The organism is Candidatus Erwinia haradaeae, assembly GCF_900699015.1.
Lineage (GTDB): Bacteria > Pseudomonadota > Gammaproteobacteria > Enterobacterales > Enterobacteriaceae > Erwinia_E > Erwinia_E haradaeae_E.
The window spans coordinates 998838-1016092 of record NZ_LR217737.1 but is presented as its reverse complement, the minus strand read 5'-3'; the positions used below and the strand labels follow the sequence as shown (position 1 = coordinate 1016092).

The 17255-nt window shown below is 25.6% G+C and carries 8 protein-coding genes; 4 read left to right on the top strand and 4 right to left on the bottom strand.

From position 1 onward, the window contains the following. Positions 1 to 246: 246 nt before the first annotated feature. From ERCIPICE3303_RS03040 to purB, 4 genes are all read left to right on the top strand, one after another. A complete protein-coding gene (locus tag ERCIPICE3303_RS03040; RefSeq protein WP_157991230.1) occupies positions 247 to 885 on the top strand; it encodes a riboflavin synthase subunit alpha in 639 nt (212 codons plus the stop codon). Between the two features lie 2774 nt (positions 886 to 3659). Continuing rightward, positions 3660 to 4787, top strand: coding sequence for a tRNA 2-thiouridine(34) synthase MnmA (gene mnmA / locus ERCIPICE3303_RS03035; protein ID WP_157991229.1), 1128 nt, complete (start codon positions 3660 to 3662; stop codon positions 4785 to 4787). 2 nt (positions 4788 to 4789) lie between these two features. Continuing rightward, positions 4790 to 5434, top strand: a complete 645-nt coding sequence (gene hflD, locus ERCIPICE3303_RS03030) for a high frequency lysogenization protein HflD (RefSeq protein ID WP_157991228.1) — start codon at positions 4790 to 4792, stop codon at positions 5432 to 5434. Between the two features lie 24 nt (positions 5435 to 5458). Then, entirely contained in the window at positions 5459 to 6826 is a 1368-nt protein-coding gene (gene purB, locus ERCIPICE3303_RS03025; RefSeq protein ID WP_157991227.1) for an adenylosuccinate lyase, read from the top strand. Between the two features lie 368 nt (positions 6827 to 7194). Here purB and cysQ read toward each other — a convergent pair whose 3' ends face one another. The 4 genes from cysQ to rpe form a co-directional block, all read right to left on the bottom strand. After that, the gene (gene cysQ / locus ERCIPICE3303_RS03020; RefSeq protein WP_157991322.1) at positions 7195 to 7935 is read right to left on the bottom strand and encodes a 3'(2'),5'-bisphosphate nucleotidase CysQ; all 741 of its coding nucleotides are present in this window, start codon (positions 7933 to 7935) and stop codon (positions 7195 to 7197) included. A 1761-nt stretch (positions 7936 to 9696) separates the two neighbouring features. Beyond that, complete coding sequence (locus ERCIPICE3303_RS03015; RefSeq protein WP_157991226.1) at positions 9697 to 10161, bottom strand: SoxR reducing system RseC family protein; 465 nt, start codon at positions 10159 to 10161, stop codon at positions 9697 to 9699. Between the two features lie 1705 nt (positions 10162 to 11866). Next, positions 11867 to 13366, bottom strand: coding sequence for an inorganic phosphate transporter PitA (pitA, locus tag ERCIPICE3303_RS03010; protein ID WP_157991225.1), 1500 nt, complete (start codon positions 13364 to 13366; stop codon positions 11867 to 11869). Between the two features lie 2172 nt (positions 13367 to 15538). Next, positions 15539 to 16225 carry a ribulose-phosphate 3-epimerase gene (rpe, locus tag ERCIPICE3303_RS03005; RefSeq protein WP_157991224.1) on the bottom strand — a complete coding sequence of 229 codons (687 nt, stop codon included), beginning with the start codon at positions 16223 to 16225 and terminating at the stop codon, positions 15539 to 15541. Positions 16226 to 17255 lie beyond the last annotated feature (1030 nt).

Below are 17255 nucleotides of genomic sequence, written 5' to 3'. Positions count from 1 at the left end.
AAATTATATTTCTGAACCTATTAATATCGCGAGGTGTTTACTTATGACCTGATTCTATAATTTACATCATAGTTTATTATATACCATCATAAGTATTTTTTATATATTCTAACTTGATAAGTTTACTAAACTCTCTTAGAAAGTCAGCGGATTGTATAGGAGTTTAGCATGAATAAAGACATTATAACTTCTCTTGTTCATGAGAAGAACAATGAATAATATGTTCTCATGTTATAGAGGTTAAATATGTTTACTGGTCTTATACAGGGTGTTGCAGAAGTATTTTCTGTTGAAAAAAAAATCAATTTGAGCACTTATGTTATTAAAATGCCATTAAATTTGCTGTCAGGTTTAGAAGTTGGTAGTTCGGTGTCTTGTAATGGATGCTGTTTAACAGTTATCGCTATGGAAGATGATAAGATTAGTTTTGATTTGCTCAAAGAGACATTGCGTCTAACTAATTTAAGTTTACTTCAGGTAGGTGAGAAAGTTAATATAGAACGTGCAGCTAGATTTAGTGATGAAATCGGTGGTCATTTAATATCAGGTCATATTCTTATGACTGCGATAATTATTAAAATATGTAGTGTAGATAATTTCTATCAAATATGGTTCAAGATAGAAGATTGTAGTCAGATAAAATATATTTTTTATAAAGGATTTATTGCTATTGATGGAATCAGTCTTACAGTAGGCAAGGTTAGAAAAACAACATTTTGTGCTCATTTAATTCCAGAGACCTTATTACGAACTACATTAGGTCTCAAGCTGCCTGGTCAAAGAGTTAATATTGAAATTGATTTAAATACTAAATCTATTGTTGATACCGTAGAACGGTTTTTAATGTTTCAGCAGAATATAAGGTCGTCTTATTTTAATGAGTAAAAAGTTTTTATAGGTTATATAATTATCTTTTACACCATAAAAGAATCATTAATTATTTTGTTTCTATGATTTGACAATATGTTTTAAAGATTAATGATCACTTATATAGAATAATGGATGGGGAAATCTATATTTATGGAGACAAGATAACAATAAGGTATATATTATGATTTAGATGATTTGTGTATACAAAGAATGTATATTTAGAATATTTTTGATACAAAATAAAACATGGAGTTGATTCATGTTTTCTATTAAAATAAACTTATCATTCTATTTTATGAAAGATTAATATTTAATATTTTCATTATATGTAACTTATTAAGGGATATATGTGATTAATATAACTTTATTCATTATGCTATATATTTTAAATATCTATGTATATAGATATTTACTATATTATATTGTCTTTTGACAGATAGAGAAATTAACAATAATGAGTCCATTATTTTAGATATTTTGGATAAAAATCTAACTAATATTATATATTTTATATATATGAGATTATTATACTTACGTTAATAATTCAGTAGTCAAGATGTTTCTACAATACAGAATATTTAGTATAGGTATACTAAATATAATATATATTGTATATTAAATTATAATATACATTAATTATATATATTTATGTTTAATAGTTTTATATGGTATTGATACGTTAGGATCTACAGTTGTGAAAAATAAAAATCTTGATCAAGATCAGATCTTGATGACTATGATTGAATAGTGCTAATAACAACTGTATCATATTATTTTATAGTGAGCTTATTTACTTGATATTATAGAAGTAATTCCTATACAGCGTGATCTATAGAAGGTCTAGGTATTTTTAGACATTATTTTATTTGAATTAATATAAGAATACTAGAATATATATCTAGGATGCCTACAATTATTAACTTAATTTATTTTGCACTATGTGTATAAAATGATAAGTTGTTCGTTTGAGTAAAATTGATACTAATAAATGCGTATCGTTATTTTAGTCATTTCTTTATAAAGTGAGAAAATTAATAGATTTATCATATTGATTGAGAAATGATATTTATATGTAAGTTAGAAACAGGGTCTCCTATGAATATATATGTACTTTATATTTAATTCATCGCATCTTTTTTATTAATTTTTTTTATTTTCCTTGTTTACTTTGATACAAAGTGATTAGATCAGGACTAATGATTCATTCTGAAGAGAATTTAATACATATATTATATTTAAGTAATGATATATTTTATTATATCTTTGAGCAATATATTGATTTTTTAATTAAAAAAAAAGATATCATATAGTTAATTAAACGGGATTTTAAAAAAGATAAAAAGAGATATAGTTTAGAGCACTTATGGTGATAAAATGGATTAATTTGATTGTTTAATATTTTAATACATTTGAAAGCTTTCATTTTATATATAAATGAGGAAATTAACTTGAAAATGTATTTCATACAATCAAAATTAATCTTAATTTAGTGTATTTATGATCATATGGTTATAATTTTTAGAGTCATTATGATAGATGTTATAATTTATTCTTCCAAATATAAGAGCTATTATTTTATTTCTATAGATAATGATGCTGTTATAGTTAACATATATCATATATAGTGATATAAAATTATAATTTGATTGAATTTAGAGACAGAATTTTATAAAATATTGGAATAATTAGAATTAAAGACTACTTGTTCATGTTTTTTAATTTGGATAACTAATGCATCTATTTGATTGTATTATTCTATATATAATATAGATATTTATTTTTTCAGTCATTTCATAAAATTTTTAAAAAACAATATTCTTCTAGTTATTAACTATATGGAAATTCACGAAAGTATTTTAATGATTTATTTTTGATCTTCAGAATATATAATTATCATTATAATTATAATGATAATTTATTTGAAAATTGTTTAATTTTAAAAAAATTATTAATAAATCATTTTTAATTTGATAATAGTGGTTTTTGATTTTTATTTTTGATTAAAAGATTTTTATAGATCAGTTTATTGTTTATTGTTTTTTAATAAATCAAAGCATATGATGTTTTACATTATTATATTTAGTTATCTTTATTTCAATATGTCGATAGTATCTAATTGACATACTAGTATAGATAGTATACTGGTTATATAAATATAACGTGAATATTTATTCAAATTGATTTAGATTGATGATTGTTAAATTAACTTCAAATATTGATCTACAGATATAAGTTCTAAACTTTACATAATTTATACAAGTATTATATAGTTTTTGTATTTATCGTATTATATATGAAGATTTTAATATTTAAATAAAGATACGTATCATAAAGATAGCAAAGCTATGATGTATAGAAGCATCCCTACTTCAAGATTTAAATTTTTCTTGAGCTCAGGTATATTTTTACTATTTATATAGTAATTAGATTATCTCGATTATGATTAAAACCTACTGATTAGTATATCTCTTTTAAGATAACAATATCTTGAACAATTATGTGATCTAGTGAGTGATGGTGTCTTTTTCTTGGTGATTGCAATTAGAATCTTATGATTTTTTAGAATATAAAGTGGTATCTTAGTCATAATTTTACCAGGCAGGTAAAATTATGTATCATATAGATTGCTTTATATTGAATCCAATAAGCTATAAATAGTTCTAAATGATAATCCTAATATTATTTTTTCTAAATCTATCATTATTGAATCGTGGCATTAATAATAATTAAGATGCGTGAGTTGTTTTTTAAAATTCTCTCATATCAGATTTATGTAGTTAGGTGACATGATGTCTTATCATAAAAAGAAAGTAATTGTCGGAATGTCTGGTGGTGTGGATTCTTCTGTAGCAGCTTTTTTATTAAAGAAAAAAGGTTATCAGGTTGAAGGTTTATTTATGAAGAACTGGGAGGGTGACAATGAGATAGAGCATTGTGAAGCAGCATCTGATTTAGCTGATGCAGAGGTTGTTTGCCAACAACTTGGTATAGATTTGCATACTGTTAATTTTTCTGCTGAATATTGGGATTATGTTTTTCAGCCTTTTTTAGACGAGTATAAATCTGGTTATACGCCAAATCCAGATATTCTTTGTAATCAAAAGATTAAATTTAAAATTTTTCTAGAATTTGCGATAGAGGATTTAGGTGCTGATTATATTGCTACTGGACACTATGTTCGACGTAGAGACAGTAGTGGTTGTGTGGAGCTATTACGTGGTTTAGATAGCAAAAAAGATCAAAGTTATTTTCTTTATACTTTAGGATATAAAGAAATTGTACGAAGTCTTTTCCCGCTTGGGGAATTTTATAAATTTGATGTACGCAACATTGCTTTAAAAATTGGGTTAGCTACAGCGCAGAAAAAAGATTCAACTGGTATTTGTTTTATTGGTAAACGTAATTTTAGCACATTTATTGCACGCTATTTACCAGAACAGCCTGGTAAAATTATTTCTGTATATGGTGATAAGCTCGGTGAGCATCGAGGACTGATGTACTATACATTAGGACAGAGAAAGGGTTTAAGGATTGGTGGAAAAACATTCAGTAATAAGCATCCTTGGTATGTGGTAGATAAAGATATTTCTCAAAATGTTTTAGTTGTTGTACAAGGACACGATGATCCTCATCTCATGTCAGTAGGGATAATAGTTCGAGAGTTACATTGGGTGAATAACAATTTATTAACAACTAAATTTAGGTGTGTTGTAAAAACTCGTTACCAGCAGGAAGATATTCCATGTACTTTGACGCCATTAAATAGTGATCGTATTGTAGTAAATTTTCAATATCCTGTGGCAGCTGTTACACCTGGTCAATCTGGAGTATTTTACCTTAATGATGTATGCATTGGTGGTGGAATTATTGAAAATCGTTTGCCTTTACTTCCATGTTACTGGAGAAATAAGGAGTAACTGTGGAAAAAAAAATTTATAATATTACCATTTCTTTAGCAGGTATCTGTCAAGCTACGCGTTTGGTTCAGCAGTTAGCGCATCATGGTAAATGCTCGACAGAAGCATTACAAACCTCTCTAAATAGTTTGTTAGATTTGCATCCAGTTTCTACATTGTCTGTTTTTGGTAATAAGGAATCTAATATTCAGTGTGGTTTAAAAACTTTAATAGGATTATTAAATGGTAGAATTTATCAGGGTTTAACAAATGAAATTACTCACTATACTATGGGCATTCTAATGCTAGAACGTCAGTTGCAGGTTAGTAAAATAGCATTAAAAGATCTATCTATATGTATTACGGATCTTGCTAAACAATTAGAAAATCATGTTATAGACTCTTCTAAAATAATAAGTATAATCGCAGAAATTTATACTAATATAATTAGACCTCTTGGTCCTCGTATTCAGGTTTCTGGATCTAAAACTATATTGGAAAATATGCATATACAAAATCAAGTTCGTGCAATATTACTTACAGGTATTCGTTCTGCTATGTTATGGAAGCAAGTAGGTGGTAGTCGTTTTCAGTTGCTTTTTTTTAGAAAAAATTTAGTAAAATCAGCAAAAGATATACTCGAATCTATAAATATAGATAATACTTAATATTTTTATCTTGGAGTAAAATAAATGGAATTATCTTCATTAACTGCCGTTTCTCCTATCGATGGTCGATATGGTCATCAGGTAACTCCGTTACGAGTAATTTTTAGTGAATATGCTCTATTAAAGTTTCGTATTGAGGTGGAAGTGCGTTGGTTACAACAACTTTCTTCTTGTTTAGACATTGATGAGGTGCCTGTATTTTCTTCTGAAGAGAATGACTTTCTTGATAGAATTATTAGCTCTTTCAATACTGAAGATGCTATCCGAATTAAGAGAATTGAAAAAACAATTAATCATGATGTAAAAGCAGTAGAATATTTTTTAAAAGAAAAAGTTTCGGCTATTCCTTCTTTGAGCTCTATTTCTGAATTTATTCATTTTTCTTGTACTTCTGAAGACATTAACAATCTTGCATATGCATTAATGTTAAAAACTGCGCGATGTGAAATTATTATTCCATATTGGAAAGAAATTATTAATGTAGTGAAAATGTTATCTATAAAATATCGAGACATTCCGCTTTTAGCGCGGACGCATGGGCAACCTGCTACTACTACCACATTAGGCAAGGAGATGGCTAATGTATGTTATCGATTTCAGCGTCAATTAAGGCAATTAGAAAATATTGAGATTTTAGGTAAAATGAATGGTGCAGTTGGTAATTATAATGCTCATGTGGCTTCGTATCCAAGTGTGAATTGGCGTAAACTCAGTAATGAGTTTGTCTCTTCTCTTGGTATTATCTGGAATCCTTATACTACACAAATTGAACCACATGATTTTATTGCAGAGATGTTACATTGTATAACACGATTTAATACTATTCTGCTGGATTTTAATCGTGATATATGGGGTTATATTTCTCTTAATCATTTCAGTCAGAAGATGATTCCTTCAGAGATTGGATCTTCTACCATGCCTCATAAAATTAATCCTATTGATTTTGAAAAATCTGAAGGGAATTTAGGTCTTGCAAACACTCTGTTAGAGCATCTAGCAAGAAAGTTACCAATTTCACGTTGGCAACGTGACTTGACTGATTCAACTGTATTACGAAATATAGGAGTAGGATTTAGTTATGCTTTAATTGCTTATCAATCAACTCTCCATGGTCTTTCAAAATTAGAAGTAAATCATGATTCCTTATCAGCAGAGCTTGATGGTCATTGGGAGGTATTAGCGGAGCCGATTCAGATGGTGATGCGTCGATATGGTATGAATGGACCTTATGATCAACTGAAAGAGCTCACTCGTGGTAAGAAAGTTAGTGCTAAAGATATAACTGATTTTATTGAAGACTTGGCATTACCTCAAAAAGAAAAAATACGTTTACAAAACATGAGTCCATCAACTTATATAGGTCACTCTGTGAGTATTGTTGATGATTTATAGTTATAGATAAGATCTTATTATAAATAAAAAGTATTACATTTATTTAATTTTTACTTATAAAGGTTGTTCTATATAGTAGGTTTGATAATTGGTAATTGGTATTTTTTATTTTTAGTTTAGATAATTCTTATCTATTATTTTTAGTACTTGATAGTTATTTTATTTAGTGATTTTTTTTAAATTATGGTTTTAGCCTTATTATATAAAGTGGTGATATAATTATAGATTAAAATGATTATGAAAATAATTTGAAAGACCATAATATCCATATCATAATTTTAGATAAAAATTATGATGGATACTAGCTTTTAAATAAACATAGGGGTAATTGTAATCAGTTTGTTATTTTTATATGGTTAAAAGAAATGTTATATTAATGATACGATGAATTCTGGATTAACATATGATTTTGAAGGTAAATAATCTATATTTTTCCCTTGTAAATCAGTCATTTTCGCTCCTGAGGCTACAGCAATTGCATGACCCGCACCTGTATCCCAAATATGAGTAGCTCCTAATCGCGGATAGATTTGTGCTGTTCCTTCAGCTATCATACAGAATTTTAAGGAAGATCCAATCTTAGTGATTCGATGTTTTGTTAGTGTCTTGAGGTAACTATTTAATTTTTTATTATTGTGTGAGCGGCTAATAACTACTATAGGTGGGTTTACATTTTTTACATGGATTTTTATATTCAATCCGTTTTCTTTTTTCCAGGCTTGATTTTTTAGTGCATAATACATTATTTTTAATGCTGGTGCATATATTACACCTAATACGGGTATTCCGGACTCAATAAACGCAATATTGACTGTAAACTCATCATTATGGTTAAGAAATTCTGTGGTCCCATCAAGGGGGTCCACTAACCAGTATTGTTCCCAGTTTTTTCGATATATCCAGGGTATTGACTTTTCTTCAGATAAAATTGGTATTTCAGGGGTTAATATCTTGAGTCCTTCTACGATAATCTTATGTGCTGTAAGATCTGCATTGGTGACCATAGATTGATCAGGTTTTATTTCTATATTTAAGGGTATTAGTCCATTATATACTTTTTCAATAGCACAACCTGCCTGATAGGCTAGACAGCAAATTTTATCTAGCATCTCTGTTGTTTGTATTATTTTTTTTATCTCTGACATAATAAGTCCTGTATTTAGAATTATCTAGTATTTAGTAAACTTGAATAAATGAATAATATGATTGTTATGATGTAGAGTATGGTATAATTATAGTAAATAGTGATGTATATACTAAACTGGTTTACAAGTATGTCTTTATATCAGCTACATATTCATATATGGATATTTTACTTGTAATATTCTTCTATGTGATAGAAGATATGAAGATTTATAAGTTTAGATAATATCAGATTTTTTAGAGTATGGTTGAGATATGATAGAATATCTATAGTTGATTGATTTATATATATGATGGTCTGCTTTATATAAAATTATTAAAGTAGGATTTAAACATAGTTATGTATCTTTCATGTTTCTAAGTTGATTTTTTCTTTATTTTGATTATGCAATCAGATTATTAGATTGTAGAGTGATAATTAGCATAGCGGAGTATAGAATTCATAATATAAATATATGTTATTATAATCTGCAGTGAGATTAATAGGTCTTCAGAAGTAAGATGCTGGTGATATTGTATAGATATCCTGTAGTTTTTTTTATTACTGATTCGTTGAAGATATCTAATATATTATATAATATTTTATATTTTATTTTTTGTTAGTATTGTTAGAATTACAAAAATTACTTTCTGTTTTTTGTAAAAACATATGATATAGTTCATATGCAATAAGAATTTGTAACAATAAATTTTATTACATAATTATAAAATAATTAATTTTATCGTATTTTAAATTAAAAATCTAATTTTTATAGTATATTTTTATTTCTTATTAACTGGAAATTTACGAGTATCTATATCTAAATGACGTTAGAGATACTAAGATATATTTAGTACTTTTTATAAAAAGTTTTAGTATGGTATTATTATATAATACCTTGATCTAATTTAGATTATTTAATTTTTATTAATGACGTTTTTAAGTAAATCTAAATATAGTGTATTACATGTGATTATATTTATATCAAAGCTTAGTTAATTTATATTGTATTTTCATTGGTATTGTATTAGTGAAGTTACTAGAACTATATTAGCATTATTATATTATAATATGACATATTATGTCATATTTTTTGATAAAATTCACTATATAAATGATTGTATTAAATAATAGATTTTATTTATTATTATTTTTATATTAAGATTATTCCATCTTTTTTAAAAAAATAGAGGTTATACAAGTATTTTATTTGTTATTTTTATGAAAGATTATTATCTTAATAATAAAAATGAAATTTTTAAAAAAAATAATAGTAATTATATATATAAAATTTGTATATTTTGATTATAAAACAATTTTTTATATATTTACTTGTAATCAAATAATATATATGAATATAGTATTTTACTGTATTATGAATGAATTGATATATAATTAATATTAATAATGATATTAATATATTAATAAAATAATATTTATTATATGTCAATAAAACTAATTGATATTTCTTATCTAAAATATAGAAAAATTTTTATTATTATAAACTGATATTTTCTTATAATAGTTGTAATAAAATTTATTAAGTTGAATAACTTATGAAATTGACATTATTATTTATAATTTTTTATATTTTGTATGGTTTAGATCATTTATACTAGTTAATTATATTTTATATTTTAATATGGCAAGTTTTTTATATGAACGACGATTCTGATTAATATTCAATATTAAAAACGTTTATTATCTGAAAGTTTAGTAGTTTACTAAAAAGTCAAATAAAGAGTGATCAGTTATTTATAGACAGATGGCAGTAGTTAGGTAGTAGAGAGCTATAGATAATTACTGGTTGAAATAATGGTGATCGTATTAATAAGATAGATAAATATTTGGTTAGAAAAAATCCGCTGATTCCTCCTAGGAATACTCCTGTTATTGCTGCTAGATCAGTTTTAAAAAACATTTCGAATAGGGTTCCTATTATTAATAAACTAAGTAACGGATTTATATAAAAAAGTAAAGCTATAGTGAGTATTCTAGTTTTAGGTAGACCTATTTGAATTCGTTGTTTTGGAAAAAGGTGTGGATTATTGGGTAATGCAATTATATATAAATTTTTAGAAGTATGTTTTTTAAACATAATTTGTTGAAATTTTACACAAGATATACAATCTGTGCAAGATCTATTTCTTTCAACATATAATGTAGTAAGACCATCTTGATACTTTATTACTGTTGCCCATACTGTAATCATGGTTTAGTCTCTAAAATATTTTAATTAGATATGTCATAACTGAGTTGTACAATGGATGTGTATTAGATAGTTTGCATGTTTTTAATTGAATCCATGTTACTTACAATAAACATATTAAGTGTTGGGAAGAGTTTTATTCTACAAAATTTTATTAGTATACTAGAATGAATAATTTATTATAGTAATATACGGTTATTAAATTTATATAAACATCTTATATTAATACTATATTTGATTACATATAGTAATAATGTTTTAAAATTTTGAAATAGAAATATGGATTTTAGATTGGTGTAAAAGAACTACAGAAATAGGATAGAATACATATGAGATTATTTTTAATTGATATGAATCTTAATTAAGATTGTGAAATAATAAGCAAGTCCATTGTATGTATATAGATAATAATACAGTAAAATTAAATAACACTTATTTATTCATATTATATTGATATATATCATAAGTATGTAATAGATCTTATAGGAATAAGTAAGTCAGTATGCCTTTATTTATATAATCGATTTAGAATTATATTCTACTATAGAATATGTTTTTCTGAACAAAGAATGTTAGTTAATTATTTTATATATTAATACAGATTGATAAGATTGTATCTTATACTAAAAGTATAATTCTACTCTTATTTTTTTTATATAGTCATGCAGATTAGATATTTTAATATTTTATTTATAACAATTTAGATGGCTGTATCAACAGATATTGCTAATTTATATAGATAGATTTTATTTTATAAATAAATATATCTATATTTTTTATTTTCTTTTTACGAAAAAAAGATTTACTGTGTAAATAAGAGGTAATAACTTAGTTGATAGAATTAAATATATATTTTTGTCGATCTTTTAAAATTTTTTATGTATTAGATATAAGATATAGATATATTAAATAATACATCATATAATCATGCCTTGATATATGCCTATATAAAGGTATAATTATATATTTTGCTATATATTTAATCTATCAAATCATGTATTTTAAACCTAAATAAAAATTCAATAAAAATTAAATATAATAGATAGTTTATATAGTTTTTCTTTATTCGTAAAGAATGTTAATTTATTTATCTTTTTCGTATAGAAAATATTAATAGATTTTTAATTGGATTGATAGAAATTTGTATAGAACGATTCTAGTACCTAGTTAACATCTTTCTATAAAATATGGAAGTTTTGATATTAATCTGAGATGAAGGGTTACATAATAGGCGTATTTATATATAAATTCAGTATATAGATCCATATATAATTTGTGATTTGGTTAGTATATAAGGGTGTTATCTTAAGATATAATATAAAAAGCCTGTGATATTTATTTATAATAATGTATAATATTTTTTGTAATTTTAGAAGCGATTTAATAGAGATTTATGGGGTTTTTAATTGGTGATTTAATCTGGTATTGAGTTATAGGTTTGTATATTAAAGATAATATTAAATTAATAAATATTGATAGATTAGAGCTGTTTAGATTTTTTTTGAATAAACTATTCTATTATATTTTAATTATCTATTCTAATAATAATAAAAATTATTTATAGATGAGTAATCTAATTATATAGTCTATTGGATCTGATAAGACCTCTAATCTAAAATTAGTTGTACATGTCTCTGAAGACGATGGTTATCGTATTTAGTTAGCATATAATTTGTGAGTATGAATAACTTATAGTTATTAAATTTATTTAGAATATGGTTAGTGTTATCCAGTATAATGCTCCTGAAAGAATAATTGAAATAGGTAGGGTTAATATCCATACAATTACAATATTCCTAATAGTAGGTCCTTGTACTCCTCCTCCATTTACAAGCATGGTTCCAGCTACGGATGAAGAGAGAATATGGGTAGTTGATACAGGCATCCCTGTATAACTAGCTACACCAATAGACATAGCTGCAGTTACTTGCGCAGTAACGCCTTGAGCATATGTCATACCCTTTTTCCCTACTTTTTCACCAATTGTAATTGCAATACGTTGCCAGCCTGCCATAGTACCTAATGATAGGGCTAATGCTACTAATAGTATAATCCAAACAGGAGCGTACTCGACGGTATTAAGGAGGTCATCTTTAAGTTTTTTAAGGAAGATTTTATCCTCATACGTGGTGGTGTCTAAGGTGGATACTATTTTTATATTATCTGAGATGTGCATTAATAGATGTCGTAATGTTCTTCGTTGTTCAAGGTTAAGCATTTGGTAGCTTGTAAGGTTATTGAGGATTTTTTGTGTCTGTTTTATTGAGAATAAAGTATCTGATATATTAGTATCAGTATTAGATAGATAAGTAGAATTTTCTTGTGGTCCTAATGGTAGAGTGGGACTGGGTATTCGTGTAATTTCTTTTAGGGATGGGGTGTGTTGATAATAATATTGTTCGAGATGGTTAACCGCATCTCGGGTACGAATAATTTCATAATCACTTGCATGCATATTGACGACAAAACCAGCAGGGGCGACCCCAATAAGGACTAGCATTATGAGACCAATACCTTTTTGTCCGTCATTAGATCCATGTGAATAACTAACTCCTATCGCTGATAGGATTAGGGCTATTCGAATCCAAAATGGCGGTTTTTGTTTTCCATCTAATCTAGCTAGTTCTATTGGAGTCATGTGAATCTGTTTTTGTCTTGGACTTGTGCTCCAAAATTTTTGTAAAATATACATTAGGCTTCCGGCAATCATTAATCCTAAAAGAGGCGAGATAATCAATGACATTAAAATATTTATTACTTGTGGAATATTAAGTGCATTCAGAATTGATTTTCCAGTTAGCCATGCATTAGTTAGACTAATACCAATAATACCTCCAATTAAAGTGTGCGAGCTAGAAGCTGGTAAACCAAAATACCATGTCCCAAGATTCCAGATAATAGAAGATAATAGCATGGAGCAAAGCATAATTAACCCATGGAATGACCCAACGTTTAGGAGAAGATCAGTAGGAAGAAGATGTATGATAGCATAAGCGACACTTAATCCTCCTAATAGGACACCAAAAAAATTAAATATTCCTGCCATGATAACTGCAAATTGAGAGCTCATTGCACGCGTATAGATAACTGTTGCGACAGCATTAGCTGTGTCATGAAAACCATTTATGGCCTCATAAAATAACACGAATAGAAGAGCTAGCAATAATAGTTCGCTATGAATATCAAGATTTGAAAATAGATCTAGCATAAGGGGTACGCCATATTATGGAAAAATAAACATATTATGTTATCAGAGATCAGTGTTTTTTAAAATTAAAAATATTTATAATTATAAGAAAATCGAATAATAATAGTATATAAATAATATTTATATTGTTTATATAATAAATAAAGTTGGTATCATTATTCTTTTTAAGATAAGTGTTAACTTTAAAGGAGCATATAAGTTTATATTTTTTAATATATTATGTATTATTTCAAGTTTATCCAGAATTTATTCTTTATTATTATATGGATCCATACATATGCAAGTTACAGTCTATCCATATGTCTAATTTTGATGACATGGGATTTTTTGTTTATGGTCTATATTATTACAGTAGTGTAACTTAAATAATAGTAAATTAATATGGTAAATTATAGTAAGTGATGTTGATGAAAAATCGAATTTGTATTATAGAGTATAAACCAATTCATATTTTAATCTTTTGAAATTTTAATTTCATACATCTACAATGTATATTGTCTCATATATAGCGATGTTATATTGTGTATATTTGATATTTTTATTGATTATTAGTGATATTTAGTTATTTTTATTTAATTTACAATATTTGTAATAAAAATAATTTTTTACTGGTCTATTATAGATTATATATGGTTATAGTTTAATTAATGTTAGGAGGTAATTTAACTTTTTTATTTTATTTTAGAATTCATAATAATTTTATTATATAAGACATGAAAAGATATAATCTTGAATGTTTTTATATAGCTTCTCTTTAGAGAAGGAGTTGATGTCTCTAATTTGTGTTTGATTAGTTTCTTTTCTAAAGAAATGAAGATAACATAGTCATATCACTCAAAATTGAAAGCATCTAATTGAATAAGCTATTTAGTTTGATTAACAATTTTAATTAATAAATTATTTTTTCTTAATCTAGAATTGTTGGTAACAGACTTATTGTTAATCTCAAAAGAGTAGAAAAATTTTAGTTGTGTATATTTGTTGCATTGGTTGGATAGGAAGCTATTGATGTTGTTATGGATTAATAATATTTTCTGGATTTATTTTGGATATATGGGAATCTTAATAAGACATAGAGTTTCTAGAAAATCCGGAGATCTACAACTATACTAAAAGATTATGTTAATTTTCTATTTTTATGGAAATCATTCCAATCTTTATTTATATTTAAATATTTTATATTAAATTTTTGCTTAATTGAGCCAAGAAACTTAATAAAATGTATTAAATGTTATATGCAGATAGCGATAAATAATGTTACATCATTGAATTTATTAAGGGTAATTTTATTATTGATTGATAGCTTATGGTCATAAAACAGTTATTAATAAATTTTTATGTTGTAATGATTTGATATATTTCATCATAATTTTTTTTAATAATTTATATTTTATTATTGGAATTATCTGTTAATAGAATAGATAAGAGAAATTTGATTTGGTAGAATTAGATATTATTTATTAAGGTTGTTTACTAGTTGATTGGATTGAATTTGATTATATATCCTCTATATAATATATATTATAGCATATTAGAGTTACTGATTATTATTAATAACCTGTATAGAAAGTAGGAATGATAATATTAATTTTTTCATTATTTACTTTAATAATCACTCAAAGTTTTATCTGATATAATGATCACTTCTAGTTAGAATTATGCTTTGTTTTATTGCATAGGGAAGAAGAATTATTATAGTAATAATAGTTATCTTTATTTTAAGTTAGGATGGAATACATCTTCTGTAAGATTGGTTTGAAATATTAGTATTAAATAGTTCGTAAGTATTGATAGGTGGTAGTTTGTGAGAAGAGGATTGTCTTTATTGATTTAAAGAAAACATTAAAGTGGAGTATGTTTTTAGATTAGAAGATAAGATCATAAAATTGTTTAACGTTATTAACTATTTATGTTTTATTAGTGCTTAAGAAGTAATATAAAAAGAATATAAAATATATTACATAATATGATTATGTGTGTTTATCTTTTGGATAGATTCATTAATAATAATATTAGGTATTCATAGTCGTTTCTGAGATCGATAAAATTTAGATGTTATTTATTATAATAAATTGGAATTTTTCTTTAATTGAAGAGTCAATATTATAGTGAATTATTAAAAGATTATATTACTCTTTCATCATGCAGAGTAGGTATCTAATAATATAATTATTAGTGTAATGGTTTTTTATGAGATTTTTCTATTTCCATGCGAATAGATGAAATTACTTTTTTATAATCCAATTGATTAAATATTGTAGATCCTACGACTAGCATATCTGTTCCTGTACTAGCAATCTCGCATACATTATCGATTTGGATACCTCCATCAACCGCTAGGCAAATGTTATAGCCACTTCGATCAATGAGATTACGTACTTGGTCGAGTTTTTTGAGAGTTCCAGGAATAAATGATTGTCCACTAAATCCTGGATTAACAGACATAAGTAAAATGAGATCGAGTTTATCCATAACATAATGAAGGATTTCAATAGGTGTAGAGGGGTTTAATGCTAACCCAGACTTACAGTCAGATTCTTGAATTAATTGCAGTGTTCTATCAATATGTTTTGATGCTTCTGGGTGAAATGTAATATAGCTAGCACCCGCTATTGCGAAATCAGGTATTAGGCGATCTACTGGTTGAGCCATTAGATGTACATCAATAGGCGCTGTTATTCCATAATTACGTAGATCTCTTACGGTTAGAGGGCCCATTGTAAGATTAGGGACATAATGGTTATCCATTACATCAACATGTATCAAATCACCACCTGCATCTAGGGCTTTAGTCGTATCTTCACCAAGTCGAGCGTGATCTGCGGAAAGAATAGATGGGGCAATTAAACATTTTTTCATTCTTATTCCTCTTATAGGAATGCATGATGTATTATTGAGTTTTTTATATAATTTACAATTTATTTTTTATTTGATTGATTATAAAATTTTTTATTAATTTATATAATTATTTTTCTATTTAATATAGTTTTTATATGTTTTATTACTGTGATTGGATATGGATGAGAAATGTGTAAAATTAGTTTTGATATAAATAACAATCTTTATATCTTTAAGATATTGAAATTTATAGAATAAGTTGAATTAACAGTTCAATATTTAGAGCTAACTGTCAGATTTGATTATTCAAATTACATGGATGATATGATGGTTCTTTTTTTATGCGTCTTGTTTTAGGTAAAACTATAACGATGCAGTAGTTTTTATTTCTAAAACTAGATCTTGCTTTTTTTAGACAGTATTTACATTGATAGTTTTATTTGTATTCCATCGTTAATTAGAGTTATTCATGCATTCAATAGTCAGATTGTTAAAATGATAAAAATAAGAATTAAAAAATAACGAGGTACGATCTGTAGATTTGTATGGATGCATAATCTAATTCTAAATATTAATTTTTCTATTTTCAATAGAAAAATTTAATTTATTAATTAATGTTCATAAGTATATATATATTATTATATATAATATCGTATGTATATCCCTTATAGAATAGAAATGAGTAATATTTTTATTAATGTTGAGATAGATGATTATTTGTATGTTTTTGGTTCTATAATCAAGCATACAATCTTAATCTTTATTTACATGATTGTAGATTATTGGTGATGTATATTTTTGCATACTAGATTTGTATGTAAATCTAGTAGTAGATATGTTGTCTATGATTTTGTAAAAATTAATATGTTACAATGTTAGTATATTAATATAGAGATTTAATATTATTAATCGTTATAGTAATTTAATATTAAAAGGTTTCATGTTTTTATGAAAGATTCTTATTAATTGAAGCTTTAATTTGATTATTAAGTTTATTTGAATTAAATATTCAATATTGAAGAGGTAATATTTTTTTATGTAGATTGTATCT

Excerpts from the sequence above, each read along its gene's own strand:
- rpe (WP_157991224.1), bottom strand. The coding sequence starts at position 16,225 with ATGAAAAAATGTTTAATTGCCCCATCTATTCTTTCCGCAGATCACGCT.
- ERCIPICE3303_RS03040 (WP_157991230.1), top strand. The coding sequence starts at position 247 with ATGTTTACTGGTCTTATACAGGGTGTTGCAGAAGTATTTTCTGTTGAA.
- ERCIPICE3303_RS03015 (WP_157991226.1), bottom strand. The coding sequence starts at position 10,161 with ATGATTACAGTATGGGCAACAGTAATAAAGTATCAAGATGGTCTTACT.
- pitA (WP_157991225.1), bottom strand. The coding sequence starts at position 13,366 with ATGCTAGATCTATTTTCAAATCTTGATATTCATAGCGAACTATTATTG.
- cysQ (WP_157991322.1), bottom strand. The coding sequence starts at position 7,935 with ATGCTAGATAAAATTTGCTGTCTAGCCTATCAGGCAGGTTGTGCTATT.
- purB (WP_157991227.1), top strand. The coding sequence starts at position 5,459 with ATGGAATTATCTTCATTAACTGCCGTTTCTCCTATCGATGGTCGATAT.
- mnmA (WP_157991229.1), top strand. The coding sequence starts at position 3,660 with ATGTCTTATCATAAAAAGAAAGTAATTGTCGGAATGTCTGGTGGTGTG.